This is a genomic window from Halobacteriovorax sp. YZS-3-1, from assembly GCF_047084945.1.
In the GTDB taxonomy this organism is placed as follows: Bacteria; Bdellovibrionota; Bacteriovoracia; order Bacteriovoracales; family Bacteriovoracaceae; genus Halobacteriovorax_A; species Halobacteriovorax_A vibrionivorans.
This window is the reverse complement of record NZ_JBKIYI010000001.1, coordinates 850084-875004: the sequence shown is the minus strand read 5'-3', so window position 1 is coordinate 875004 and position 24921 is coordinate 850084. Positions and strand designations below refer to the sequence as shown.

Below are 24921 nucleotides of genomic sequence, written 5' to 3'. Positions count from 1 at the left end.
TACTTTATAGTCTAAAGGGTTTTGCTACGTGTTGGCAAGAATTTGGACGCGTTAAAAAATTGCGACAAAAATCTTTAAAACGAGAATAACAATCATTGGAGAGATATCGAATGGAATATCCATCTCTGGCAACATTCTTCTCACAGGGCCACAAGTATAATCTGAGATCTGTTTAATTCTAATGGCAACAGGATGAGATTTATATTGTGGAATATAAGAAATGATGACATCGATGATAAGAATAAAAATGTAAATATCGATTAGTGTGCGAATCAAAATTAATCCCCTTGATTGGCAATTAGAATATAGAACTTCCTAAAAAAGTTCAAGCACAAGCAAAAGATAAAACCTAAAACTATTTAACAATTGGAGAGCTTAAAGCTTCTTTAGGTGCTTTATTAAGCTTAGTACAAGCAATTTCGTACTTATTCTGACAAGAAAGCTCAAGATATTTTTGTGACTTGGCAGCGAGGCCATCTTGATGATAAAGATCAGATAATAAGAAGCATGCTGGAGCATTATTTTCATTCTCACAAACATAGAGAAAGATATCTCTTTTAAAAAGAACATAACTTCCACCCAAGAGGAGAAAGAAGACGCCAAAAAATGTCCAATTCTTCTTATATCGTTTCATCATTCAAATAAACTCATTTGAGAACCCATGACAATATCGTCAAAGGAGATACCCTTAAATCTTAGCACATCAGTTGCGACAGGAGATAGTTGTTTATCGATATAGTGCTGATAATCGATATCACGAGGTGATAAATCAATTGGTACTGGCCCGTGTAACGTCATCAAGTAACTGATTTGACGGATATCTTTATCTGGCTCCTTCTCTTTTAAAAGTTTTGCTGCTTTTACATGAGGAGGGTTCGACTTTGTGTATTCACTGATATCTTTTGATAGTCTCTTGGAATAAACAAGATCCTGATCATAAATTCCATTCTTTAAGTCATTCACATAACTCTTAATATATTCATTAAGTGATTCGTCCTTAAAGAACATTTTATAAATTTCAAATTGAAAATTCTTTGCGGCCTTTGTCCAATCCGAGCGAACAAACTCCATTCCAGAAAAGTGTAATTCATCATTACCAAGCAATCCAGCATAGCGTTTTTTAGCTCCTTGCTCAGATCCCCTCATCCCAGGAATAAACAGCTTTTTAAAATACTTCTCGTATTCCATCTCTAAGAATGATTCCACATTGAATTCTCTTTTAATCAATTCTGCAAGATGATTAGTAATTTTCCTCGCAAGAGAGTTAGCTGCTTTATCTTTTTGAGAAACATCTAAGAATTTTAATTTAACAAAGATAGAGTCAGTATCACCATAGACAACCTCATAGCCCAAACTTCTAGCATGATTCATGGATTCATTAAGTAACCATTGGCCAGTTGAAGTAATAGAAGTGGCAAGATCAGCATGATAAAAACGACATCCACCAGAGCCCATAACACCGTAGAATGAATTCATAAGAATCTTTACTGCTTGAGAAAGGTTCTTATCTTGGCGATGCTTTGCAATCTCTCTTTGTCCTAAGAGGTAGTCGATCTGTTCAGGTAGAATATGTTCTGTTTTTGAAAATGAAACACCATTCTTTAAACGTGTTCCATTAACATCTCCTCTTAAACGAGAAAGAGGATCGATTTTAAATGTTTTAATTATTGTTGGATAAAGAGATTTAAAGTCTAAGACGACAACGTGCTCGTGTAATCCCTTTGTTCCTTCAATCACAAGTCCACCAAGAGATGCACTTTCTTTATCAATATCTAAAGTATTACCGGCGATAAATCCTTTACGATGTAAGCGTGGTAAGTATAAGTGATCAAAAGATCGAGTTGAACTGGCAAGTCGATCAATTAGCATCCCGCTATATTGAACACGACGAAAGAGATGATCATAGATTTGTAATTTTTCATAGATATCTAAAACGAGTGTACAATCGAGAATATTATACTTTGCTAAGGCATGTTTATCTTCATTAAAACGTCTTGTGATCTCTTCGACTTTCTCCATTCCCGTCGCAGAGATATCTTTATTCGTTCCCAGAACTTCACTTGCGACTGTATCGAGTTTAAAGTTTTCAAATGAGTAAAAGGCCGATCTCAATGTTGGTGGGCCATCAATAACTTGGCGTCCGGCTATTGTAGAAAACCAGCCTGCCCCTTTTCTTTCACGTAAACGAACTTGAGAGCCATCACGGCCGAGGTTTAATCTTAAGCCTAGTTTTTGGCATTTTCGATCAAGAAAGTTTAAGTCAAAGCCAACAACATGCCACCCCACAATAAAGTCTGGATCGTATGTTGGAAATTCATTAATAAATGCATTCAATAATTCTTTCTCACTCCCATAGAAATGAGTTAAATCATCATTTGTATATGTTCGAGACTCATCAAGCATATAGACTTTCTTATACTCAGCCTCACCGATTTGATGGATAGCAATTGAATAGAGATCATCTCCCATACTCGTTTCAATATCAATGGACATGATATTAAACTTTGGTATCTGATGCTGATCAGTTAATGCTTTAATTTGTGGATTGGTAAAGACACGAGTTTTGCCGATCTTTTGACATGGACCTTGAAGCATAACTTCACCATTTATGAATCTCTCCATAAGAAAGCGCTCATTTGGTCTAACATCACTTTCATAAGTACGAATACCGTTTTTATGGAAATGCTCACGTGTATCTAAAAGATCTTTGTGTTTATTGAAATAAATTCCATCAACCGTTCGGCCATTGAAGGCCTTAAGGCCAAGTTTTCTTCTCTCTCCTTGAAAACTCATATTGAGTTCCACATCAGACTCGATAAAGAACAGAGGTTTTTCAGTTGTGATAATAACTTTAACAACATCCTCTGGAGTCTTAACCCAATAGACTAACTCCATATGATCGTTGCGATCAATAATTTGGTCTTGAAGAATAAAGCCTTGGCAATGAATGATTTCCGTCATGAAAATACACTATCCTATTAAATCTGATTTGTCTTTTTTTATACATTTCTTAAGTTTAGTGATTCGTCATTTCCCCGATATGCAGGGCATGACAATAACAATCGTATTTACACTATTTAATTTAGTTTTTCTCGTGGACTACTTTTCGGAAAAGGGTCAAAAAGGCAAGAAGTATCGCTTACTTAGCTATATGTTTCTTGGCGTTTTGTCCCTGCTTTCGATCCAAGTATTCCAAAACGCTGCAATGCCTGTGGTATTCGGCTTATTGGCCCTCTGTTCCTTGGCCCTAACCCTTGTTAATGAATTTATTAATCCCCCTAAAAACGCTAAGGAACGTGTTTACAATGGATGTGTCAATATGCTCTTGCCGACAGCATTGCTTTTCATCGCACTACGTTGGTTCCCGTCGGCTTCTGACACTAGTGCATTACAAGGAGGACCCGACACAAATCGAAACATCTTCATTATCCAAACTCTCTTAGTCCTTGGTTTGGCCTTTAAGTATGCCCCTACTCTCATCTTCACAAAGAAGGCCTCTAAGGAAATTAATGAAGACTTAAAAACTATCAAGTTATAGCCTCTCCCTCAGGCTATTAAAGTGGCCATGATTATCTCAAATATGCTAATGTTATTGCACTTAAACGGAGATAATTATGGCCACTTTTAAATCAACAAAACACTTTTACGGATTCCCATGTACTCACCGTCAGTGGAAAGCAGAATCTCACTGCCGCTTTGTTCACGGATACTCAAGATCATTTCACTTTGAATTTGAATGTTCACAGCTAACAAAAGAAATGTGGGTTATGGACTTTGGTGATCTTAAAGATGTGAAGGCATGGCTTGATGATATGTTTGACCACACTTTCCTGGCATCACAAGATGATCCATTTATGGAAGAATTTAAGAAGCTCGATGAAGCTGGAGTTGTTCAACTTCGCGTTCTTCCAAATGCAGGAATGGAAGGAACAGCTCAGTACGTTTATGAAAAAATGAGCGAGCTAATCAAGAAGAAAACAGACGGTCGCGTTTGGATTTCTCGCCTTGAAGTTAAAGAAAACGAAAAAAACTCAGCAATTTATATTCCATAATTATTAAGTACGCGGTTCCTAGGGTGATTTCAGAAACCGTGTACTCAAGTTCCTATATTTCTCCCTGAGCTTCCTCTTCCATTGCAGCCTCACTAAACTTATATAGTACAAAAGGAATTACAGGAAAGAGAGGTAATGCAAAAACTCCACCTAACAGCATAGGCCAGACCATTAGCCATGATATCCCATAAAGAATAGGATTTCTTATATCATTTATATCAAAAGTATTGTTTGAGTTTTTCAGTTTAAAGTTGCCATTAAATTCATATTCAAAGAACTCTATGTCATCATTTCTTGCATGGTAAGAATATGATTCTCCAAAGTCTCCATTACTTACATTCACTTCATATATTTCAAACTCTACACCTCGAGGAATAAATGTATATTTATCATTATTCTTCTCATTGCATAGATACAGGTGAGTTAAAGTTGAGTACCTTGCTTCTGAATCACTTTTATTAATACAGACTGGTTTTATAGTAACAATAGTTTTTCCTACTCCGCTAAGAAACAAACGACTATCAATTATTTTCAAATAATAGAATAGAGAACTAATAAAAATTACAAATATAAATGGAAATATAAAAAATTCGAAATCATGCTTTAGTAAAACAAGTAAACATATAAAAAATGGAATAGCTGAGAAATATCCAAAAGAACCATTATTACAAGCTCCTGCAAATACTAATATAGAACAAGTTATAAATACTATAAGAAAGAATTGGTTTGATCTTCTTTCAAATAATTCTTTTTTCATCTCGTCTCCAAACTCAAACTTACATTAAAAGTATTTTAGGTTCCTGGATACTTTTCACTGATCATGAAAAAGAAAAAGCACCTGGAACAATTCATAAAAGTCATAAAGGCTAATCGACATTGAAAAGTTAAAAGTTGAACAAACTCGTCAACTTGAGAAAAGAAAGAGTTTACTCATACAAATATTTAATATTGCTCAATTAAGAAGTGCCAAAAATTCCAAAAGTGACAAAGATGAGCATCATCAGCAAATAATTCCATTGATTTTCTTTAAAAAATGAAAAATTAAGAAATATTAAGGTGTTTTCGATGAGATAAAGTATCGAAGACACTTGAATTATATTGCTACGAGTAATATATAGTTGACTAAAAAAGAAAGGATCAAAGTTATGAAAATTGCGCCACTAAACTCTTGGATGGATATTAAAGAAAGACCACTCGTTATTGCAGGACCTTGTTCAGCAGAAAGTGAGGAGCAGGTTTATCAGATCGCCAAAGAGCTAGTTGCCAACGGAAAAGTTGATGCCTTTCGTGCAGGAATTTGGAAACCAAGAACTCGCCCAAATACATTTGAAGGAGTAGGACTTGTGGGCCTTCCTTGGATGGAGCGAGTAAAAAAAGACTTTGGTATTCCTATTACAACTGAAGTGGCCAACGCTTCTCACGTTGAACTTGCCTTAAAACATAACGTTGATATTCTTTGGATTGGTGCTCGTACAACAGTTTCACCATTTGCCGTTCAAGAAATTGCTGATGCCTTAAGAGGCGTCAACATTCCTGTAATGGTAAAGAATCCAATCAACTTAGACCTTGCACTTTGGATGGGTGCTATTGAAAGATTTTCAGCAGTAGGACTTGATAAACTAGCTGCCATTCACAGAGGTTTTTCAAGTGCTGAAAAAACAAAGTATAGAAATAAGCCTTACTGGGCAATTCCTATTGAACTTAAAAGACTAATGCCAGAGCTTCCGATTATTTGTGACCCATCTCACATTGCAGGGAATCGCAACCTGATTGGAGAAGTTTGTCAGAAGGCCATGGATATGAACATGGATGGTGTGATGGTTGAAACACATATTACACCGGAAAAAGCACTAAGTGATGCCGCTCAACAGGTAACTCCAAAAATGCTTCACGATATTATCACTCACCTACAAGTAAGAGATGCTATTGGCCTGAATGATGGTTTTGAAGATGAGCTAAACAAACTTAGAAATAAGATCGATCAAGTTGATAATGATATTCTAGAGATGATGCATATGCGTATGAATATTGTTAAGCAAATTGGAAAGCTTAAGAGTGAAAATAATGTAACTCCACTTCAAGTAGGAAGAATGGATGCTCTTATGAAAGACCGCCTTGAGAAGGGTAAGAAATTTTCTCTCGACCCAAGATTTGTTGAAGAACTCTACCATGCAATTCACACTGAATCAGTTAGAGAACAAACACGCATGATGAATGATTTTAAAAAAGAATCTTAGTTCATATAGATAGGTGTTATAATCAAATTATGAAAGTATCTGATCGAGTAAACGGAATTGCTCCGTCTGGAAGTATCCAGGTTGCAGCACAAATAACAAACCTTAGAAATCAAGGTAGAGATATTATTGGCCTCAATGTTGGTGAGCCCGACTTCTCTCCTCGCGAGAGTATTCTTGAAGCAATCTATGAAGCTTTAAAAGCTGGAAAAACAAGATACTCGTACGTTCGAGGTGAACCAGAACTTCGATCGGCCATTGCTGGCTACTTCAACATGCGTTGTAAAACAGATATTCATCAAGAAAACATTCTCGTGGGTAACGGATCAAAGCAGATTATTTTTAACACCTTTCAATCAATTCTTAATGACGGAGATGAAGTCATTGTTCCTATTCCATATTGGGTAACAATTCCTGAAAGTATTAAACTTGCAGGAGGAGAATCTATCTTTGTTAATTCAAAAGAGAATTTTCACTTAGATATTAACGCTATTAAAAAAGCAATTTCTAAAAAGACAAAAGCAATCTATATCAACACGCCTAATAATCCTTCTGGGGTTGTTTATACCAGAGAAGAGCTCACTGAATTAGGTAAACTATGTATCGAGCACGATCTTATGTTAGTAAGTGATGAAGCCTATGAAAGTCTCACTTACGACACAGAATTCATCTCACCTCTTATGCTTGGTGAAGAAATCGCCAAGAGATCCGTATCAATCCAAAGCTTTTCAAAGACGTTTTGTATGACTGGATTTCGCGTAGGCTATATGGTTGCTCATGAAGACTTCATAAAGAAAGTTGATAGTTTTCAGGGCCATCTTTGTGGAAATATCCCTTCCTTCACTCAACTTGGAGCGGTTAATGCAATTAAGCACCAAGAGGAAATCATTGGAGAGATGTTATCAACGATGAAAGAAAGAAGAGATGTAGCCTTTAAGCTCTTTTCACAATTATTTAAAACAAATGAACCTCAAGGGGCGTTTTATCTATTTCTAGACATTACTCCTTATATTGAAAAAGGCCTTGTTAAGGACTCGATGGAGATGGTGCAAAAGCTCATTGAAGAAGCAGGTGTTGCTCTTGTTCCAGGAAAATTCTTTGGTATGGATAATTATATTCGTCTTGCCTTTACTGATACAGTAGAGCGAATCGAATTAGCTTATGAAAAAATTCAAAAGGTTTTAGCATAATGAAAGTTGGTATAATTGGTTTTGGACGACTAGGTAAATTAATATCAAAATACCTCGAAGAAGATTTTACAGTTGAGGTTTACGATATTAACCAAGACGTAAAAGAGGAAGTTGAAGCACTGGGATGCCGCTTCAAGTCTCTAGATGAAGTCTGTAAGAACCCAATCGTTATACCATTTGTTCCAATGAATAAATTTGAATCAGTAATAAAAGAAATAGCTCCAAAACTTTCAAAAGATGCTCTCCTTGTGGACGTATGTTCCGTTAAGGAGATGCCCGTTGAAGTTATGAAAAAGCATCTTCCTGAATCAGTGAGTATCCTTGCAACTCACCCAATGTTTGGGCCAGACTCAGCAGGAGAAACCCTATTTGGAACAAAGATTGCTGTTTGTCCGGTACGAATTGAGGACAAACTCTATCAAAAGATTTGTGCGTTCATGCGCTTTCATGGAATTAAAGTTATAGAAACAACAGCAAGTGAGCACGATAAACAAATCTCCCACTCTCTTCTACTCACTCACATGATAGGAAGAACATTGATGGATATGGATGCTAAGAAGCTTGCCATCGATACAAAGGGATATCGTAGACTTCTTAAAATTCTAAAAACCGTTGAGAATGACTCTTGGGAGTTATTTGCAGATATGAATGAACATAATAAATACGCCAAGGAAACGAGAGAAGAATTCCTCGCTTCTTTTAGTAAAGTGATTAAAAGGTTAGAAGATTGAAAGTAGCTTTTCAAGGAACGAAAGGATCTTATTCAGAAGAGGCCCTTTATAAATATTTTGGAAAAGATGTTGAAGCTATCGGTATTGCCCTAAGTGAAGATGTCTGCCAAGCACTAGAAGACGAAGACGTCGCCTGTGCCATCTTACCTATAGAAAATAGTATTGTCGGCAATGTCGATATCAATATGGATTTAATTTTTAAACATGACTTCTTTGCCATTGGCGAACTCTATCTAGAAATTAATCATTGCCTCATGGCAAATCCGGGTGTGGAGACAGATAAAATCAAAGCTGTCTATTCTCACCCGATTGCCTTGGCACAATGCCACGGCTTCTTTAAAGAAAAGAAGCTAAAGCCTGTTGCCGAATTTGATACAGCTGGTTCTGCAAAAATTATCTCTGATTCAAAATCAGAAACAGAAGCCTGTGTTGGCTCTCGTCTTTGCGCCGACTATTACGGACTAAATATCATTCAAGAAAAGATTCAAGATGAAGCGGATAATTACACTCGCTTTCTAATTTTTGTAAAAGAGAAAAATATTCCAACAGGAATTGGAAAAGAAAAGACATCGATCGCTTTTACAACAAAGCACCATCCTGGAGCACTTCTTGGATGCCTTCAAGTCTTTGCAAGTTACAATATCAACCTGACAAAACTTGAGTCTCGCCCAATTCCCCATCAACCATTTAAGTATATCTTCTATGTTGATTTCATGGGTGCCCTTCATGATAAGAAGGTGCAAGAATGCCTTAAGGAATTAAAGCGTGATGCAAATGATATTAAGATTCTTGGAAGCTACCCTGCTGGTTCTTTTTAGGCCTTAACTTTTCTTATAACGACAAATGATGTGTCATCAAACTTAAGCCACTTATCTTCAGTTTGAGTTTTACAGAAGTTAACGAGATCCTCAAAAGATTTGTCAAAGCCACCTTGACCAATAAGCTCAGTAAGAGTGTCGTGTGGAATATTATCAAAGAGTCCATCACTACCGATAAGTACAGTGTGCCCTTTTTTCATAATAGACGATGAAGTTGACTCAATTTTAATAAGATCATCACCCATAAGATTATTAACGTAATTTCTTTCAGGATGGCTTAAGGACTCCTCTTGCCCAAGGACTCCGGCCTTAACCATATGCCCTACTCCAGAATGTGGAGTCGAAGTATAGAGTTCATTTCCATGAGCATTCCAATAAAGAATCTCAGAATCGCCCACGTGATAGAATCTAATATTATCATATTTGATTTCTGCAAATGCCAATGTAGCACGTGCACCGGCCTTTAGATCATTAACTTTTTGATTAGCGGCCTCTATTAAATCAAGGCTATTAGAATTTGCGCTATACTTTGATATCTCTTCACTGATTGCGACGGAAGCATCTCGTCCTCTAGGATGGCCACCAGCACCGTCAGCAACACCAAATACGAAAGACTTCTCATCCCCACTTATAAAAAGAGAGTCTTCATTTTGCTCTGTTCCCTCTTTGTATTTATGACGAGAAATAAAATAACCAATTCGATAATCTCCAAAATCAAAGAGATCACTTTCAAATTCGTTAATATCACAGATAATCTTCTTAAATGGCATCCGACCAATCCATTGTTTCTAAGTGAGAACGAAGCATTCGTATATTTTTAAATCGTTTTAAGATCATCCCTCTTTTAAGTCCACAAATAATGTACTTGATGGAAGGTGATAACTTTTTGTAATGCTTTTGTCCTCCTAGAATATCATAGAAGATGCGAATGATTTTAATAATATCTTCATCGCGATTCTCTTTTTTTGAATCACCCCAATGGTGAAGGTCAATGATCTTAAGATCAAACTCTAAACCGAAGCGGCGAATGATGATATTTTCAGTGTGGAGGTCTCCGTGATACTCACCTTCAAGGTGAATGGACTCGACACCACAAACAATGGAATAAAGTAAGTGAATTGCAGAGAAAACGTCTAAGCGCTTTCCTCTTTGTTTCTTAATAAAGTCATCTAGCATCTCCCCTTCAATAAATTCTGAAACAAGACAAGCGACCTTCTGACTCTTAAGTGTAATGATTTCATGAGATAAGCAGTCCATAACAATTGGACTATACATAAGTTTTTCAAGTTTTAAGGCACTACGAGTGCTAACTTTGAATTTTTCATTTCTTTGTGGAAAATATATTTTAACAGCTCGGATGATATTGGTGTGCTTTTCTCTAACTTTATAGACTTCGCCTTCATATCCAGCACCAAGTCTTTCAACAACAATATAGCGGCTAGCGATTCTTCGCCCAGGAGCAAGATCAAATGACTCGATCATATCTTTTTTCTTAATGCTCGCCATACTGCTCTCCAAAATTCATTTTCTCTAACATATATTTCTTAAATAATTTTCTAATAACAAAGATCTCGGCAACTAAGAAAACAAGAAACACCAAATAGAAGCCGATAGACTTGAAGAATGCCCAAGTCGAAGTTGTTTCATAGATTGCTAAGTATCCCATAAAAATACCATTAATTAGCAAAAAGAATGCTAGATGATATTCTATTTTTTCCATAATAAATTCAGGCATGGGGACTTTTTTCTCCATGTCCTTCATCATCGTAAGCATCAAACTCTTTCCTCTTTTTAAATTAAATATCAAGAATATAGAAAGAAATATTCCAGTAAAGAATGGTTGAAGCTTAAACCACACTCCATCTTTTCCAATTAAAGAAATTGGCCCCAAAATCAAGATAATCACAAAGTTTAGTTTTGAAATTGAGTGGATATGTTTAAAGAATATCTTTTCAAAAGCGATTTCTAAAATAGCAAGTGATAGCCCACCAATAATGGCGATCTCTACTGTTTGCGTCTCCTCCAGATACCAATAAAGCAGTGCTGGCAAAAACGAGATTAGAAATAAGTTATTCTTTTTCATAATTAATTTGAATTATGCGACGTTTTTTCTTTTCTGGCAAAACTCCTCAAATTCATCACGAAGATCACTTGGTTCAAGGATCTCAATATTATCACGCATTGAATAAAGCCAATCAAAAAGGTAGAGAGACTTTTCAACTGACGCTGCCCAAATTAACTCTCCATATTGATTGGTCGTGGAATAAGGATGACCAAGAAAAATTAGATTACTTATCGGTGGAATTTCAAATCCATATTCAACCTTAAGAACGAGACGTTGATCACTACCATCAATATGCCTTAAGGCATTAATATACTCCTCTATCTCAAAACGAGAATAGAGAGAGCGATAATCGAATTCCTGGAATTCAATATCCTCCACCTCATTCATATCAATTGTGATCAATTGCTTAGTCTGAACATCCTCACTAATTACCTTATAAAGATTTTGGGAAAGAACAACTCGCCATGGACGAACTTTCTTCTTCGACTGATCCAGGAATTTGAATTCACAAACCCTCCCATCTTTTGATGCAGCTTGAATATCTTTAATCAATTCACGGTGACCATTATTTTGTAGAAGAATATCTCCATAATCACGACGCCAAGAAAGTGGCATAAGAAGAAATTCTTCATTCTTTGGACGAAGGTCAATTGCCAGTCCGTAGAAGTGAGATTTCTCATAGAAGAGATAAAACTCATCACGATTTATTTCGTTTTTTCTCAAGAAAGACACAAGGTCCACTGGCTTTCTGATTTCTTCTAAATGGAATAGGATATTCCAAAAATTTTGATCTTCAATAGACGAAAATGACGTCATTACAGCTCCTTAAATAACCTACTATATTTATCGGATATGGCCATGATTTCCTTTAGTGATTTTTATAGAAATTAATGAGATAATAAGGCCATGGTACTGAAATCATTACTAAAAAACCCAGTGCTAGGCTTTGGAATCTTAATTTTTATTTTATTTTTATTTCAGCTTAGAGACAACAACATGTTTGAGCAAAGGGCCCAAAGCATGAAGGCGACGTCTTGTCGCTCAGTAAAGGTGCGCCTAGACAAGTACCTTCACCCTTCTTGGACTCTAAGATGTAATGATAATAATTTAGAAGTAACGATTCCAGCAGACGTAAAAGTTATTCCAGAAAATATCGAAGATAAAGAGATTCTACGTAAGGAAATGTACAAGGCGTTGGCAAATTCTTATATCTCTATTGCAAAGTACGCTCTACCAGAAAGCCTTGAGAGAACAATGATGGTTGTCGTCAAATTAGTTCACCCAAAGATGGTCCTCTCTTCGATTTCTGAAGGAAAATATGTTGTAAAACTTGCTACACTTAAGAATAAGAATAACTTAGCTCGCCACATCCACCAGACTATTCAAGTCCAAGAGATCACAGAATAAATCAGCTGTTTTTGCTTTAAAACAAGACAAGTGGCCATTTACCTCTAAGCAATATTGATAGGCATGAAGATATAGACGCTTATCTCCACTTTGATAATTATCGTTATAAATAGGGTCCCCTACAATTGGAAAGCCTGCATTTGAAAGTTGAACACGTATTTGATGACGATGACCTTCATATAAACTGACTTCCACAAGACTAAGATCCTTGCTTTCATGATAATAAAGAGGACGAAGCTTTAGACATGCTTCACTACCAGCTTCACTAATAATCATCTTCTCACCTTTTACTCCTGAGGAGATGAGTCGATCTTCTAATTTTAATTCTTCTTCAACTTTACCATTAACAATTGCAAGGTAGGTCTTCTCCTTTGCAATCTGTCCAAAAGAGTCCCTAAGGTTTTGGTGAATAAGCTCATCTTTTATGTAAATTAGCACACCACTTGTTAATTGATCTAAGCGATAAAGTAGGCCCTTTTCATAATCTCCTCCCTTTTTACCAAGGCTTGAAAGGTTGAATCTCTTTCTCATAAAGTTTAAAACTGTATTGGTTTCGCTATAATCCATTGGATGCCCATGGATTCCATGAGGCTTATTAACAACAATGAAAATATCATTTTCTTCAATCACTTCAATTTCTGGCCCATGATAAATTGGGTTTACAAGAGAGCGATTTAGAAGATCATGTGGAAGGTAGAGCTCACCTTTTTCCTTCAGTGAGGATTGAAGAGCATTCTTAGAAATATATGAGGTCTTAATGGCCTTATTAGATAAAAGGAGCTCCTCTTTGAGAAACTCCTTTAAAGTATTTTTTGCATTTAGATTACAGAAATTCTTATTGTGCATCGACTTTATGGCCATTGTCTTCAAGGTCACGTTTTCTAATTAAGAAGACAACCTTGCGATTTTCACGATCAACTTCCATTTGAGAACTACCTGGAAGATCAGTTAAACGTGTATCACCATAGAATACTGTTGAGATTCTCTCTGGTGCGACACCGCGCCTAATGAGTGATTTTGTTACGGCCGTTGCTCTTGCTGAAGACAGCTCTAAAGCATCACTTTTTCCATCTCGTGAGACTTCACCGCGAGCGGCATGCCCAATAACAAAGACCTTCCAATTCCTCTTTTTAAGAAGATTTATCATTCTCTGATAACTTGAAACCGCTATTTTATTTGAATCAATTTCAACTGAGCCTCGCTTAAAATAAATCTTATCTTTAAGTCGAACGGCAATGCCCTCAGCTTGCTCATACACAGTGACGTTTTCATTGAGGTTAAACTCTTTAAGGTCATAGCGCATATTTTTTAGGCTCTCATCTGAGCCGCGATTGATTTCATGCTTATCAAGGATCCCTTCCATCGTTAGAAACTCAATTGGAAAAGGACGGATAGGAGTTTGAGATTCCATCATTGTTGGAAAATTATCTGGAGACTTACCTTTTTGGATAACTTCACCTTGTTGAAGAACGTTACCTCCAAAGGCATTACGAATCGAACCTAGAGCGGCTTCATACTTTGCTGTTTCTGTCTTTGCAAACGATAATAGAAGTACGAAGAATGTCAGTAGAAGTGTAACCAGATCGGAGAACGTGGCCATCCACCCCGGTAAACCCTCTTCACACGGTGGACATTTTACATTTCCTTCATCTACTGCTGCAGCACTTTCATCTGCCATGGTCTTACTCCTTGATCACCAAATTCGTATTTAATCCTCAAATACCTATTTTATTCTTCACCACCGCCGTCATCGTCAGATGATCTCTCACTTGGAGGTAGGAATGAATTTAATTTTTCAATAATCATACGTGGGTTCTCACCCGCTACAATCCCTAGCGTTCCCGCAATAACAATACTCATAGACATAAGTTCTAATTGAGAACGATATTCAATCTTATTCTTAACCGGGTTTGCAAAAACGTTGGCAATGATGGCACCATAGAACGTTGTCAAAAGGGCAACGGCCATGGCCGGACCAATGGCCGACGGATCTGAAAGGTTCTGAAGCATTTGTACCAGACCGATTAGGGTCCCGATCATTCCCATGGCCGGACCGTCAGCAGCAACCCCACCAAAAACATCTGAACCTGTTTTGTGACGAGACTCCATTGAGTCGATATCCATTTGTAGAATTGATGCAATAACTTCAGGTGGTCTATTATCTGCTGCTAGTGTCATGGCCTTCTTCATAAAAGGATCATCAATTTCCGCTTTCTCAAGAGCGAAAACCGACTCACGACGAGCTAGTTCTGCTAGTTCTTTAATCTTATTAATCTTTTCTTTAGGATCAACTGCAGTAAAGAAGAAAGACTTCATGGCAATTGAGACAAGGCCTTTAATAACTTCCATTGGCCAGCGATAGAGTGTAACCCCAACAAGTCCGAGGAAAACAACTAAGATCGATGGCACGTCGATGAAGATCGAAATCGCTCCCCCCGACATGATGGATCCCAAGATCCCACCAACCGCTAAAACTAAACCAATAACTGATGCTATATCCATACAACATTCCTGTGAAAATATTCCTTTATCAATCTAAGTATCGGAAATAAGAACGCTGACCTTAACAAAAAATTAGTAAGTTCTTTAAATTGCTATGTTTGGAAAAAAATACCGCTGAACGCTTTATTGAATTTTGGGGGTTAAATAAACAAAATGCCCTTTAAGCAATACTTAAAGGGCAAAAGGAGATTATTGAGAAACAAGTCCTATGTTTCCAAAATTTTAACTGACTAGTTTAATCGAGTAGTATCGACGCCATTTTCTTCAAAAGTCGCGTCTAAAAACTTTAGCATCTTTGCTCTCAATTCATCCATTGAAACGGTGTCATCAACCATCAACTCTTTCTTAATGAAATCTGTTGGTACGCCTGATGCTTCAACTAAATCTTTTAATTGCACCATAACTTCCTTGTTGTGAGTATTATCGATATTTGTTGTGTTGTCTTTGTTTGCCATTTCCATTGACTCCCTCTCCAGTGACAAGTTTTTTAACCTATTCCTTGGCAAAGCAATCCTTTGCTTCACTTTGTCACAAAAAAATCATATCTAGCGTCAAAGATGAATGTCAAAACTATCAATTTGATTGTAAGATTTTATTAGAAATTTACATCTTTAAAGAAAACCTTAAGAAAACTATTAGTTTTTGCCAGTAACTCATCGAATTCACTGACTTCTTCACTAAGTAGTGTAATACCACCCCCACTTCCGTAACGGGCCGCACCAGTGGACTTAATTACATCTAAAGAGCGTATATTAATCGATGCCTTAGCTATCTTATCAACGGCCAAAACGGTAGAACCCGTATATAGCCCACGCTTTTGCGCTTCGATTTCTTTAATTAACTTTAAGACTCTCTTCTTTGGGGCACCGGTGATGCTACCACCAGGAAAGATGGCCTTGAGTACTTTTGGAATATTTAAATGATCTTCTTTCACGCTTATTCTTGAGTATTGATGAATTAAGCCTGGTACTTCAAAGAATTCACGCAATGATTCGACAACTGAGAAATTCTCACCAATGCCAGAAAGGTCGTGGCGTAAAAGATCCGTAATAATATTGAGCTCACTTTCATTCTTTACATCACCAATTAAAGAATCACGTCCCAACTCTTTTTTAATTGTTCCCTTAATAGGCCTTGTTACGATTTTCTTTTCAATAAAATCATACTCAAAAAGGCACTCTGGTGAATTACTTAGAATAAGTCGATCTTGTAGCGGCAGGTTTATTAAATGTGCAAACTCTCCCAGACTTGAAAAGATTGATTCATATCGAAATGACTTTTCTAATAAAGAAATATCATTAACTTCTAATGGAATTATGCGAGTAAGGTTTAACTGATAGCAATTGCCATCTAAGAGGTTTTCATAAGTTGCCTTAAACTTATTACGATATTCATCACGAAAGCTTTCACAAGTAATCCTTGCACCACTGAGAGCATCATCTTCAATAGTGGTGAGCTCACTAGTTGATTCAAAGTTTATGAATGTAGCAAGATTAACCTCTTCTTGTGTTAATAAATCATCCCACTGAAAGAGATGTCCTAATTCATATTCTAGGATTTGAACTTGCCACTTTTTATTAAACAATTCATCAAATGCTTGGGTATCAAACTTTTGAACTTCATTTGTTAATACATTCGTAATGGATTTATTTGTAACTTGAAAATATTGGACAGGCTTCTCAAGTTTTAAGAAGCCTAATTCTGTTTTAAAGAGAGCGTAGCTCTTATCCACCTGGTTGGTCTTCAGCACCATATGCAATGTTCTCAAAACTAGTATGAGCACCAACGAAAGTTAGCTTCGCTGTTCCGACTTCACCACCACGGTTTTTACCAACAATTACTTCTGCGATCCCTTGATCTTTAGTATCAGGGTTGTAGTACTCATCACGGTAAACGAACATAACGATATCGGCATCCTGCTCAATTGAACCAGATTCACGAAGATCGGATGTCATAGGTCGCTTATTTGGTCTTGCCTCAACACCACGGTTAAGCTGTGATAATGCGATTACAGGACACTCAAGTTCTTTGGCCATATTCTTTAGGCCCCTTGAGATTTCTGAAATCTGCTGCTCACGAGGTAGGGCCTTATTATGTGAACTCATTAGCTGAAGGTAGTCGATAACAACCAGACCTAGACCTTCAGATGCCTTAATCTTACGACAGGCAGACTGAATATCAAGTAGGTTTGTACCAGCATTATCGTTGATATAAATTGGAAGTTCAGCAAGTTGCTTAATCCCCTGCCCAATTCTTCTTAGATCTGTTTCTAAGAAATCTTTTGTACGAATTCTCTTAGAATCAACTTTAGCTCTTTGAGTTAGAAGTCTCATTGAAAGTTCTTTTGCCATCATCTCCAGTGAGAATAGAGCAACAGGAAGCTTTGAGATTTCACATGTATTTTGAGCAACGTTAAGAGCGAGGGCCGTCTTCCCCATGGCAGGACGGGCAGCAAGGATAATTAGCTGACCAGCTTGCATACCAAGTAAAAGCTTATCAAGTGCAGGGTAACCAGTAGGTACACCTTGAATCTCACCCGCTTTACGTGAAGTATCCTCAATCTCTTTAATATTCTCTTTTAGACATTCATTAAGCTTAACCATACTTCCTTGCTTGGCCTCATTTGTAAGACCAAAGAAAGTTGCTTCAACTTCTTGAATGAAATCCTGCGCATTTCCAGAAAAGGTTGCACCCTTATCTGCAACTTTACGGGCCTGACGAACAAGCTCTCTTAGAGATGCCTTATCGCGAACCGTCTTTGCATAGTGACGTAGGTTTACACTTGAAACCTGATCTTCTGTAATATCGAGGATAAATCCTTGTCCCCCAATCTCCTCAAGACGATTATGCCCTGAAAGATGTGAACAAATTGTTACGTAATCAACTGGACTATTTGAATAGACCATATCTTTAATAGCATCAAATACAATTCCATACTTTGGATCGTAGAAATCTTTTCCTTCAAGTTTTAAGTCTGAGATTTCATCAAAAGACTGACTGTCTAAAATTAGACAAGAAAGTAGCGACTTTTCAGATAAAGTATCATTAGGAAGTGTAATTCCCTTTTTCATGTTTGTATTGTTGCCGTTGGATAAGTCAACCATATCTGCCCCGTAATATGATTAAGTAATAGAAAGAAAAAGGGAGGCTTTAAGCCCCCCTCTTAATATTTAGAAAAATTAGCTTCTAAGAATTTTATTAGCTTCCATTTTAAGCTTTTCATCTTCAGTCATTTCAGCTTTTTCTTCACCGTCAGTACCGTTTTCAGCTTGTTCTTTTGCAAGAGCTTCTTTAGCAGCTTTAGCAGCAGCTAGTTCTTCAGCTTTTTTCTTGTTCTCTTCTTCTTGCTTTGGATCCATTTTTACAGTTACTGTAAAAGCAGCTTCAATTCCAGAGAAGATAGTAGCTTTAACATCAAATTTACCAACTGAACGGATTGGCTTCTCTAGAAGAAGGTGTCTTCTTTCTACAGTGTGACCAAGCTTTTCAAGTTCTTGTGCAAGATCGTTAGTTGTAACAGAACCAAATAGTTTACCGTTAGTTCCAACTCTTTTTACAAGATCAATATTTAGACCGTCGATAGCTGAAGCAACTTTCTTTGCTTCACCTTTGTTTTCTTCTACTTTTTTAGCAAGTAGTTTTTCGTAGTGCTTAACCTGTGCTGTGTTTGACTCATCAGCAAGAACTGCAGCACCATTTGGGATTAGGAAGTTTCTTGCATAACCAGCAGATACGTTAACGATCTCACCAACGTTACCAAGAGACTTTACAGTTTCTTTAAGAATAACTTTCATTTTATAGCTCCTTATTTTTTTTAAAAAATCTTCTAAAGTTGGCCCATCCATCGATGAGTCCAACAATCGCAATAAAGCGATGGGCAAAGAAAATAGTCATGATAGCAAGAATTGAGCGAACAAAACCTGTTACCTTGATGTATTTTAGGAAATCGAGGTAAACCCCCATTCCTTGAAAGAAGTAAAATACGCCTAAGCACATTAAAATGTTAAGGCCTACAACCTCAACAACTTCTCCTCCTAAGTATTCCCCGCCTAGAAATAATGCTAAACCAGCAATCAAAATATATGAAAAGAACTCTGGTACTTGGAATTTCACAAAGTCTTTTAAGCTATACTCATGCCCATGTAGCATTTTCCACATTTTTGCATTTCTTAGTAACATGAAACTTGTTAACCAAAGGATAAAGAATGTACCAACAAAAACCACTGAAAAGAACCATTGATAAATCATCTTGATGATTTTCTCTGGATGCTCCATAAGGTCTTGGTAAGCTATTGCCATCTCCCCGCCACGAGCAATGAAGTCTTCATAGTCAGGAGCACTCTTTAATTGATCAATATTTTCTGTAACAGTTGTTGTAATCGCTTGAGAAAATGTCGATGGAAAAATTAATTCAACCATCCCAATTAAACTAAAGATTACAATTAATAGTAAAAATCCTCTTCTTAATAACCCTGTAACAGGATTTTCATTGCGAAGAATTGTTGAAGCACTTAGGAATCCAATAATCACAGCATAGAAAACAACATAAGCTGAATTCGCCAGAATTATGAGTCCTTCTCCAAATTGCGCCGCAATTAATGAGAGAATAATTACTGAACCAAAAGTTACAAAAGTCTTTAAGTTCCCGTATAGCAAGAATGCGAATGCAGCAGGAAGTGGAGCGAAGATTGCAAGCGGACCTGCTGTGCTCAATATCAAACAAACCACGCACAAGAAGATAAGCTTCCCAATAGTGAAGTTCTCTTTTGAGATTGGTGTGAATGTATTTGGCTTTTCTTCTTTCATTTAATACTTAATTTCCACTATTTCCTTAATTACATTAAATCTTCAATCACATCTTAGTGAGCGAAGTCACCTCTAACGTGAGATACTAGACCAATGTTTCTTGCTCTTTTAATAGCACTTTGGGCCCATCTGTGGTGCTTAGTAGAAACACCAGTTACTCTTGCTGGTTGAATCTTACCAAACTCGTTAACAAGCCAGTTATAAGTCTTTGGATCTTTCCAATCTGCAGTGATGCTATTTGCTTTGAACCAGCAGTGCTTTCTCTTAGCAAATCTTCTCTTATCTTTTTCTGCACCTTTATCTAGTTCATCAGTTTGTGAACCTGGGTGAGCTTTTGAGAATGGAGTCTTGTAGTTTTTAACAGCTGTTTCAGCATCTGCTTCGTCAAGTTTAACGATTAGGTACTTGTGTACGTGCTCGTTAATTCTGAAACGTCTTTGAAGTTCAGTGTTAAGGTCTTTGTTTCCTGAAACGATGAAATAGATGTAGTTACCTTGTTTCGCACCGTTCTTGGCAGTTTGAGCAAAAGTTCTCATTCCCCAATCATCAGTAAGGTGAACATCACCATCATAAGATTTTGCAACTTCAGCAACTAAATTTTTAAGTTTAGTTTGTTGCTCTTCAGTAGCGCTTGCGTGAGCTACTAATGCTAACTCATAAATCATACTTTATCTCCTGGACAATAGTTGTTATTGGCTTCCCTACCACAGGGAAGCGAGTAAAATTAACGGTCAAATGTGGTGCTAATCTACCAGTAAGTTGGCTTAGTGTAAAGCAAGGAAAGGTACGCGACACCTTTATGCAATTCTAGTAACTTAGATCGATACTCCGCTCGCTCCTTTATATATTTTCAATATGTTAGGAAGAACTGAGAGGGATAAACTGGCTGACTAATGCAAAAAGCATGAAAATAAGTGGTGAATAATTACAAATACATGAACTTAATGGAGTTAAGGGACTGAAATTGCATAAAGGTGTCGCGTACCTCAGTTCATCCATTCAAGAAGAACATCGATTTTGGCATTGATGTCATCGATTTCGAGGATGCCCTGCTTCAAATCAGGGGAAGTTATAACAAATTCAGTGATGGCCCCAACAAGAACAATCGGATCTTCCGCCGCGTGCATAAGAGCATCATACTCGGCCTGATTTTTAAAAAACGACTTGGCCCATTCACGAAATACGAGCTGCAGTTTTTGCAATGAAATCATATGCTCTGGCATCACTGTTAAAAACTCAGGAATATTTTCCACTTCGATTGTATTATATGGAGCATCCTCGTTGTAGACACTAATGATTTCACCTTTTGCAAATGGCTCAAGAACAACGAGCATACTGCCATCTTTCGACTTTTGAAGAATCTGCACACGGCCAAGGCCAGTAATTCTTCGCACACTTCCATACTTTTCATGCTCTATAGGAATACTTCCGTGATCAGCTGAAACATGCTGGCCGAGATTAGCATATGTCAGAGCAACCGGAACCCCTTCCATTTCAGCATCATGAATCATGCGAATATAGCGGGGTTCAAATATATTGAGGGGTTTTCTCAGAATTGCCTGATACGAAACTTTATGTAATGGGAATAGAAATGCTCTCATATAAAGTTCCCTATCGTACAGCCAGGATTCGAAGCAACCCGGCTATTTTAGAAAATCTCGTATTGTTCAACGTGATACGAGTTCTCTGAGCGAATCTGTAGCGTTACGCTAAACACTTCTTCAATCGTCTCTATGATATCCAGCTCTTCACTACAAAGAGAAGCTGTAACCTCAGGATGAGCGTAGATTGAAATCTTCTTCTGCTGTGGATTGTTACGAATTTTCTTTTTAAGTTCGCGAACAATCTCGTAACAAACAGTATGTACTGTCTTAACAATTCCATTTCCTTCACAATACGGGCATGGCTCACACATAATACGAGTCAGGGTATCGCGAGTTCTCTTTCTCGTCATTTCAACGAGTCCAAGTTCAGAAATAGGTAAGACCTTTGTCTTTGATCGATCTTTCTTTAATGCCTCAACAAGGGTGTTATAAACGGTTTCACGATTTTCAATTTTTTCCATATCGATAAAATCGATAATGATAATCCCACCGCAATTTCTAAGCCTTAGCTGATAAGCAATTTCTTTTACGGCCTCAAGATTTGTTCTTAGAATCGTCTCCTCTAAGTTCTTGCGCCCAACAAATTTACCAGTGTTAACATCAATTGAAACAAGTGCTTCAGTTTGATCAATATTAAGTGATCCACCCGAGCGAAGGTAAACTTTATTACTTAGTCCCCTTTCTATCTCAATTCCTACACCAAACTTTTCAAAGATTGGATTAGTCTCATCAAAGAATTTTGCCTTACCTTTAATCTGTGGCAGATACTTAGTAGCAAATTTCTCAACTTCCTTAACACCATCTTTGTCATCGATAATAATATTATCAACATCTTCATCAGTTATATCTCGTAAAACTCTCTGAATAAAAGTTAAGTCTTCATAACAAAGAGCTGGAGCTTTTTCTTTTTCTGACTTCTTTTGAACTTCTTTCCAAATCTTAGTCAACATATCGTAGTCAGTTTTAAGAGTTTTATATGAACTCCCCTCTGCTACTGTTCGCGCAATGACACCTTTTCCCTCTGGACGGATTGTCTCAAGCATCTCTTTTAAACGATCACGCTCTTCTTCATTTTCAATACGACGAGAAACACCAGTGTGCTCAATAAATGGCATGTAAACCACATAGCGTCCTGGAATTGTGACATGACGAGTAACTCGTGGCCCCTTTGTCGAAATTGGCTCCTTTGCAACCTGAACAATGATCTCATCCCCTTCTTTTAAGAATGATTCAATCGTTGCCGTCTCTGGACGCATACGCATATCAACTTCTTCCGAAAGTGTTGCTAGCTCATCAGGGATCACAAGGCTTCGCTCTTTCTTTTCCTTACGAATCTCTTCCGCTTTCTTGGCCATCTCTCTTTGTTCATCAAGAGTTGGTAAGTATGCGTCATCAACGTAGAGGAATGCTGCTTTTTCGTAACCAATATCAACGAATGCAGACTGCATTCCAGGAAGAACTCTTAAAACTTTTCCTCGGTAGATATTCCCTAGCCTTGGATGAGGATTAGAGTCTGCTTTGACTCTCTCCATTAGAAAATCGAGAATCTCTCCATTTTCCATCAAAACAGCACGCCATTCGTTAACTGTTTTGTTAATAATCAAATCTTTAGACATATATATTCCTTTTAAACTTTATATCGTTCTTTCGATAACGCGCGAGGTAAACCGGCGAGCACAGCTCAAGCCAAGACTTTAACCTACTAATAATTGTACGTGTGAGCAAGGTTTTACGCTAGAAGATATAATATTCCGCGTTAACCTACTCAACTAATCAGTTTTTTGTAAAATTAGAATTTTAGATAAAGATACCTGCCACACAAGCAGTCATGAAACATGCTAGTGTTCCAGCAATTAGAGACTTAACCCCTAGTTTTGCTAGGTCTTGCTTACGATTTTCAGCAATACCACCAATTCCACCGATTTGAATTCCGATTGAAGAGAAATTAGCAAAACCGCAAAGAGCATAAGTTGCAATAGTAATTGAGCGCTCTGATAAGTTACCCATATTGTCCTTTAGATCAAGATAGGCCACAAACTCATTTAGTACGAGTTTTTTACCAAGAAGCATTCCAACAATTTCTGCATCCTTCCACTCAACTCCTAATAACCAAGCAAATGGAGCAAATAATTTCCCCATAATGAGCTCAAGAGTAATTCCTTCTGCTCCAAATAAACCGGTTACATAACCAATGGCACCATTAAGCATTGCTACAAGAGCGATAATGGCAATCAACATTGCACCAACATTAATAGCAAGCTTTACACCTTCACTTGCACCGTTGGCAGCAGCATCGATTAAATTAACACTATTATCTTTTAATTCTAATTTTAAATCACCTTGTGTGAGAGACTCTTCAGTCTCTGGAATCATGAGCTTGGCACAAACAAGTGCTGCTGGAGCTGACATTACAGATGCAGACAGTAAGTGAGCAGCATCAATTCCAAATCCAACATATGAGGCTAAAACCCCTCCTGCAACCGTGGCCATCCCACCAGTCATCAGGGCCATTAATTCTGATTGCGTCATTTTCGAAACAAGTGGCTTAACCACAAGCGGTGCTTCAGTTTGGCCAGCAAAAATATTTGCAGCTGCTGCTAGAGACTCTGCACCAGAAGTTCCCATAACCACTGACATTACTTTTGCAAAAGCTTTGATAATGATTTGCATTATTCCTAAATGGTAGAAAACACTCATTAATGATGACATGAAAATAATGGTTGGAAGAACCATAACAAAGAAAATGAAACCTAGTTTTGGTACATTTGTTAATGGCCCAAAAATAAAGTTAGAGCCTTCATTAGTATAATTTAAAATGGCCGTAAAAAATCCACGCGCACCTTCAAAGAAGTTTTGCCCAACAGATGTTTTTAAAATGATTAGTCCAAAGAAAACCTGGAGAAGCACACCTGATATAACAAGTCGCCAATTAACTTTTTTGCGATTAGTCGATAAGGCAAAAGCGATTGCTAGCATAACCACTAGCCCAAGTGCTGAGATAAGTCTTTCCATTGTGTCCCCGATGTCAATTCAGGGCCATTATAGATTGATTAAAAATTAAATGTCCATCCCACTTTCGGATTTACACTATTAAATTTCTTGATATCTTTAGCTGTATTAGTAGCATGCCAATTCAAACGACTCTTTGTGTCGAAATTCTTAATACTTGTTTGCTGAATTGTTGCTTGAGATTTCTGAGCTTGATTATAAGCAACAACACCAACTCCAATGACAATCCCAACTGAAGCACCAACAAGAATATTCTTTAAATGGTCACTAGGCTCTTCAACAAATGAAAGTGTTGATAGACCTAGAATTGCTCCACCAAGACCGAGACCAGCAACTGTTGTTAGATCTCTAATCCCCTCTTCTTTGAAATCAGTTTGAGCAATTGAAGAAAATGAAAAACAAAGCGTTAAACATATTATAATTAATTTTTTCATGAACATGTAAATCCTAAAACGTTGGCGCAAAGCGCATTAAGTTTCATCATTGCCACCTCTAAAGGCCGC

28 protein-coding genes are annotated in these 24921 nt (G+C 37.2%); 7 read left to right on the top strand and 21 right to left on the bottom strand.

Annotated elements, in window-relative coordinates:
* Positions 1–51: 51 nt before the first annotated feature.
* The 3 genes from ACMAZI_RS04195 to ACMAZI_RS04185 all read right to left on the bottom strand — a co-directional run bounded on the left by ACMAZI_RS04195 (position 52) and on the right by ACMAZI_RS04185 (position 2961).
* Positions 52–276: a YggT family protein gene (locus ACMAZI_RS04195; protein WP_158536736.1), complete on the bottom strand. Its 225-nt coding sequence runs from the start codon at positions 274–276 to the stop codon at positions 52–54.
* A gap of 79 nt (positions 277–355) precedes the next feature.
* Entirely contained in the window at positions 356–637 is a 282-nt protein-coding gene (locus ACMAZI_RS04190; protein WP_114705452.1) for a hypothetical protein, read from the bottom strand.
* Positions 634–2961, bottom strand: coding sequence for a DNA polymerase II (locus tag ACMAZI_RS04185; RefSeq protein WP_120405292.1), 2328 nt, complete (start codon positions 2959–2961; stop codon positions 634–636). Before ACMAZI_RS04185 ends, ACMAZI_RS04190 begins: the two co-directional genes overlap by 4 nt.
* Positions 2962–3049: 88 nt before the next feature.
* Between ACMAZI_RS04185 and ACMAZI_RS04180 the strand changes: the two genes are divergently transcribed.
* Both ACMAZI_RS04180 and ACMAZI_RS04175 read left to right on the top strand, forming a co-directional pair.
* On the top strand, positions 3050–3538 hold the full coding sequence (locus ACMAZI_RS04180; RefSeq protein WP_412475109.1) for a hypothetical protein: 489 nt from the start codon (positions 3050–3052) through the stop codon (positions 3536–3538).
* Positions 3539–3614: 76 nt separating this feature from the next.
* Entirely contained in the window at positions 3615–4052 is a 438-nt protein-coding gene (locus ACMAZI_RS04175; RefSeq protein WP_412473717.1) for a 6-carboxytetrahydropterin synthase, read from the top strand.
* 52 nt (positions 4053–4104) lie between these two features.
* Here the strand turns inward: ACMAZI_RS04175 and ACMAZI_RS04170 are convergent, their stop codons facing one another.
* A complete protein-coding gene (locus ACMAZI_RS04170) occupies positions 4105–4809 on the bottom strand; it encodes a hypothetical protein (protein WP_412473718.1) in 705 nt (234 codons plus the stop codon).
* Positions 4810–5197: 388 nt separating this feature from the next.
* Here ACMAZI_RS04170 and ACMAZI_RS04165 point away from each other — a divergent pair, with 388 nt between their 5' ends.
* The 4 genes from ACMAZI_RS04165 to pheA are packed head-to-tail and all read left to right on the top strand — an operon-like array spanning position 5198 to position 9025.
* Positions 5198–6289 carry a chorismate mutase gene (locus ACMAZI_RS04165; protein WP_412473719.1) on the top strand — a complete coding sequence of 364 codons (1092 nt, stop codon included), beginning with the start codon at positions 5198–5200 and terminating at the stop codon, positions 6287–6289.
* Positions 6290–6318: 29 nt separating this feature from the next.
* Positions 6319–7476 (top strand): pyridoxal phosphate-dependent aminotransferase, encoded by a 1158-nt coding sequence (locus tag ACMAZI_RS04160; RefSeq protein ID WP_334678081.1) that lies wholly within the window; start codon positions 6319–6321, stop codon positions 7474–7476.
* Complete coding sequence (locus ACMAZI_RS04155) at positions 7476–8207, top strand: prephenate dehydrogenase/arogenate dehydrogenase family protein (RefSeq protein WP_412473720.1); 732 nt, start codon at positions 7476–7478, stop codon at positions 8205–8207. The genes ACMAZI_RS04160 and ACMAZI_RS04155 overlap by 1 nt, the downstream gene beginning before the upstream one ends.
* Positions 8204–9025 (top strand): prephenate dehydratase, encoded by an 822-nt coding sequence (gene pheA, locus ACMAZI_RS04150; RefSeq protein ID WP_114705459.1) that lies wholly within the window; start codon positions 8204–8206, stop codon positions 9023–9025. Before ACMAZI_RS04155 ends, pheA begins: the two co-directional genes overlap by 4 nt.
* On the opposite strand, the gene ACMAZI_RS04145 is transcribed toward pheA, so the two are convergent.
* From ACMAZI_RS04145 to ACMAZI_RS04130, 4 genes are read right to left on the bottom strand one after another with little or no spacing between them, the layout of a single operon-like run.
* Positions 9022–9795, bottom strand: coding sequence for a PP2C family protein-serine/threonine phosphatase (locus ACMAZI_RS04145; protein ID WP_412473721.1), 774 nt, complete (start codon positions 9793–9795; stop codon positions 9022–9024). The two genes, pheA and ACMAZI_RS04145, sit on opposite strands and share 4 nt — an antisense overlap.
* The gene (locus ACMAZI_RS04140) at positions 9785–10531 is read right to left on the bottom strand and encodes a protein kinase domain-containing protein (protein ID WP_114705461.1); all 747 of its coding nucleotides are present in this window, start codon (positions 10529–10531) and stop codon (positions 9785–9787) included. The genes ACMAZI_RS04145 and ACMAZI_RS04140 overlap by 11 nt, the downstream gene beginning before the upstream one ends.
* On the bottom strand, positions 10518–11108 hold the full coding sequence (locus tag ACMAZI_RS04135; protein WP_412473722.1) for a septation protein IspZ: 591 nt from the start codon (positions 11106–11108) through the stop codon (positions 10518–10520). The genes ACMAZI_RS04140 and ACMAZI_RS04135 overlap by 14 nt, the downstream gene beginning before the upstream one ends.
* A gap of 12 nt (positions 11109–11120) precedes the next feature.
* A complete protein-coding gene (locus tag ACMAZI_RS04130) occupies positions 11121–11906 on the bottom strand; it encodes a WYL domain-containing protein (protein ID WP_114705463.1) in 786 nt (261 codons plus the stop codon).
* Positions 11907–11996: 90 nt separating this feature from the next.
* Between ACMAZI_RS04130 and ACMAZI_RS04125 the strand changes: the two genes are divergently transcribed.
* Positions 11997–12497, top strand: coding sequence for a hypothetical protein (locus tag ACMAZI_RS04125; protein WP_120405299.1), 501 nt, complete (start codon positions 11997–11999; stop codon positions 12495–12497).
* Here the strand turns inward: ACMAZI_RS04125 and ACMAZI_RS04120 are convergent.
* The 13 genes from ACMAZI_RS04120 to ACMAZI_RS04060 all read right to left on the bottom strand — a co-directional run bounded on the left by ACMAZI_RS04120 (position 12447) and on the right by ACMAZI_RS04060 (position 24852).
* Positions 12447–13373: a pseudouridine synthase family protein gene (locus tag ACMAZI_RS04120; RefSeq protein WP_167849479.1), complete on the bottom strand. Its 927-nt coding sequence runs from the start codon at positions 13371–13373 to the stop codon at positions 12447–12449. The genes ACMAZI_RS04125 and ACMAZI_RS04120 overlap by 51 nt on opposite strands.
* Positions 13333–14175: a flagellar motor protein MotB gene (locus ACMAZI_RS04115; protein WP_114705466.1), complete on the bottom strand. Its 843-nt coding sequence runs from the start codon at positions 14173–14175 to the stop codon at positions 13333–13335. Before ACMAZI_RS04115 ends, ACMAZI_RS04120 begins: the two co-directional genes overlap by 41 nt.
* 50 nt (positions 14176–14225) lie before the next feature.
* Positions 14226–14999, bottom strand: coding sequence for a motility protein A (locus ACMAZI_RS04110; RefSeq protein ID WP_412473723.1), 774 nt, complete (start codon positions 14997–14999; stop codon positions 14226–14228).
* 230 nt (positions 15000–15229) lie between these two features.
* Complete coding sequence (locus ACMAZI_RS04105; protein WP_114705468.1) at positions 15230–15460, bottom strand: hypothetical protein; 231 nt, start codon at positions 15458–15460, stop codon at positions 15230–15232.
* A gap of 134 nt (positions 15461–15594) precedes the next feature.
* The gene (locus ACMAZI_RS04100; protein ID WP_412473724.1) at positions 15595–16731 is read right to left on the bottom strand and encodes a chorismate-binding protein; all 1137 of its coding nucleotides are present in this window, start codon (positions 16729–16731) and stop codon (positions 15595–15597) included.
* Positions 16724–18070 carry a replicative DNA helicase gene (dnaB, locus tag ACMAZI_RS04095; RefSeq protein ID WP_158536738.1) on the bottom strand — a complete coding sequence of 449 codons (1347 nt, stop codon included), beginning with the start codon at positions 18068–18070 and terminating at the stop codon, positions 16724–16726. Before dnaB ends, ACMAZI_RS04100 begins: the two co-directional genes overlap by 8 nt.
* Positions 18071–18178: 108 nt before the next feature.
* Positions 18179–18793, bottom strand: coding sequence for a 50S ribosomal protein L9 (gene rplI, locus ACMAZI_RS04090; protein WP_158536739.1), 615 nt, complete (start codon positions 18791–18793; stop codon positions 18179–18181).
* A gap of 1 nt (position 18794) precedes the next feature.
* Positions 18795–19805: a DUF2232 domain-containing protein gene (locus ACMAZI_RS04085; protein ID WP_114705472.1), complete on the bottom strand. Its 1011-nt coding sequence runs from the start codon at positions 19803–19805 to the stop codon at positions 18795–18797.
* 53 nt (positions 19806–19858) lie between these two features.
* Positions 19859–20470: a 30S ribosomal protein S18 gene (gene rpsR, locus ACMAZI_RS04080; protein WP_158536740.1), complete on the bottom strand. Its 612-nt coding sequence runs from the start codon at positions 20468–20470 to the stop codon at positions 19859–19861.
* Between the two features lie 321 nt (positions 20471–20791).
* Complete coding sequence (locus ACMAZI_RS04075; protein ID WP_412473725.1) at positions 20792–21406, bottom strand: LON peptidase substrate-binding domain-containing protein; 615 nt, start codon at positions 21404–21406, stop codon at positions 20792–20794.
* 47 nt (positions 21407–21453) lie between these two features.
* Positions 21454–23025 carry an Rne/Rng family ribonuclease gene (locus ACMAZI_RS04070; protein ID WP_114705474.1) on the bottom strand — a complete coding sequence of 524 codons (1572 nt, stop codon included), beginning with the start codon at positions 23023–23025 and terminating at the stop codon, positions 21454–21456.
* A gap of 181 nt (positions 23026–23206) precedes the next feature.
* Positions 23207–24421: a NupC/NupG family nucleoside CNT transporter gene (locus ACMAZI_RS04065; protein ID WP_114705475.1), complete on the bottom strand. Its 1215-nt coding sequence runs from the start codon at positions 24419–24421 to the stop codon at positions 23207–23209.
* A gap of 38 nt (positions 24422–24459) precedes the next feature.
* Positions 24460–24852, bottom strand: a complete 393-nt coding sequence (locus ACMAZI_RS04060) for a hypothetical protein (RefSeq protein WP_162929679.1) — start codon at positions 24850–24852, stop codon at positions 24460–24462.
* Positions 24853–24921 lie beyond the last annotated feature (69 nt).

Coding starts and splice junctions, on each gene's coding strand:
- ACMAZI_RS04190 (WP_114705452.1), bottom strand. CDS start 637: ATGATGAAACGATATAAGAAGAATTGGACATTTTTTGGCGTCTTCTTT.
- ACMAZI_RS04185 (WP_120405292.1), bottom strand. CDS start 2,961: ATGACGGAAATCATTCATTGCCAAGGCTTTATTCTTCAAGACCAAATT.
- ACMAZI_RS04180 (WP_412475109.1), top strand. CDS start 3,050: ATGACAATAACAATCGTATTTACACTATTTAATTTAGTTTTTCTCGTG.
- ACMAZI_RS04175 (WP_412473717.1), top strand. CDS start 3,615: ATGGCCACTTTTAAATCAACAAAACACTTTTACGGATTCCCATGTACT.
- ACMAZI_RS04170 (WP_412473718.1), bottom strand. CDS start 4,809: ATGAAAAAAGAATTATTTGAAAGAAGATCAAACCAATTCTTTCTTATA.
- ACMAZI_RS04165 (WP_412473719.1), top strand. CDS start 5,198: ATGAAAATTGCGCCACTAAACTCTTGGATGGATATTAAAGAAAGACCA.
- ACMAZI_RS04160 (WP_334678081.1), top strand. CDS start 6,319: ATGAAAGTATCTGATCGAGTAAACGGAATTGCTCCGTCTGGAAGTATC.
- ACMAZI_RS04155 (WP_412473720.1), top strand. CDS start 7,476: ATGAAAGTTGGTATAATTGGTTTTGGACGACTAGGTAAATTAATATCA.
- ACMAZI_RS04145 (WP_412473721.1), bottom strand. CDS start 9,795: ATGCCATTTAAGAAGATTATCTGTGATATTAACGAATTTGAAAGTGAT.
- ACMAZI_RS04140 (WP_114705461.1), bottom strand. CDS start 10,531: ATGGCGAGCATTAAGAAAAAAGATATGATCGAGTCATTTGATCTTGCT.
- ACMAZI_RS04135 (WP_412473722.1), bottom strand. CDS start 11,108: ATGAAAAAGAATAACTTATTTCTAATCTCGTTTTTGCCAGCACTGCTT.
- ACMAZI_RS04130 (WP_114705463.1), bottom strand. CDS start 11,906: ATGACGTCATTTTCGTCTATTGAAGATCAAAATTTTTGGAATATCCTA.
- ACMAZI_RS04125 (WP_120405299.1), top strand. CDS start 11,997: ATGGTACTGAAATCATTACTAAAAAACCCAGTGCTAGGCTTTGGAATC.
- ACMAZI_RS04115 (WP_114705466.1), bottom strand. CDS start 14,175: ATGGCAGATGAAAGTGCTGCAGCAGTAGATGAAGGAAATGTAAAATGT.
- ACMAZI_RS04110 (WP_412473723.1), bottom strand. CDS start 14,999: ATGGATATAGCATCAGTTATTGGTTTAGTTTTAGCGGTTGGTGGGATC.
- ACMAZI_RS04105 (WP_114705468.1), bottom strand. CDS start 15,460: ATGGAAATGGCAAACAAAGACAACACAACAAATATCGATAATACTCAC.
- dnaB (WP_158536738.1), bottom strand. CDS start 18,070: ATGAAAAAGGGAATTACACTTCCTAATGATACTTTATCTGAAAAGTCG.
- rplI (WP_158536739.1), bottom strand. CDS start 18,793: ATGAAAGTTATTCTTAAAGAAACTGTAAAGTCTCTTGGTAACGTTGGT.
- ACMAZI_RS04085 (WP_114705472.1), bottom strand. CDS start 19,805: ATGAAAGAAGAAAAGCCAAATACATTCACACCAATCTCAAAAGAGAAC.
- rpsR (WP_158536740.1), bottom strand. CDS start 20,470: ATGATTTATGAGTTAGCATTAGTAGCTCACGCAAGCGCTACTGAAGAG.
- ACMAZI_RS04075 (WP_412473725.1), bottom strand. CDS start 21,406: ATGAGAGCATTTCTATTCCCATTACATAAAGTTTCGTATCAGGCAATT.
- ACMAZI_RS04070 (WP_114705474.1), bottom strand. CDS start 23,025: ATGTCTAAAGATTTGATTATTAACAAAACAGTTAACGAATGGCGTGCT.
- ACMAZI_RS04065 (WP_114705475.1), bottom strand. CDS start 24,421: ATGGAAAGACTTATCTCAGCACTTGGGCTAGTGGTTATGCTAGCAATC.
- ACMAZI_RS04060 (WP_162929679.1), bottom strand. CDS start 24,852: ATGAAAAAATTAATTATAATATGTTTAACGCTTTGTTTTTCATTTTCT.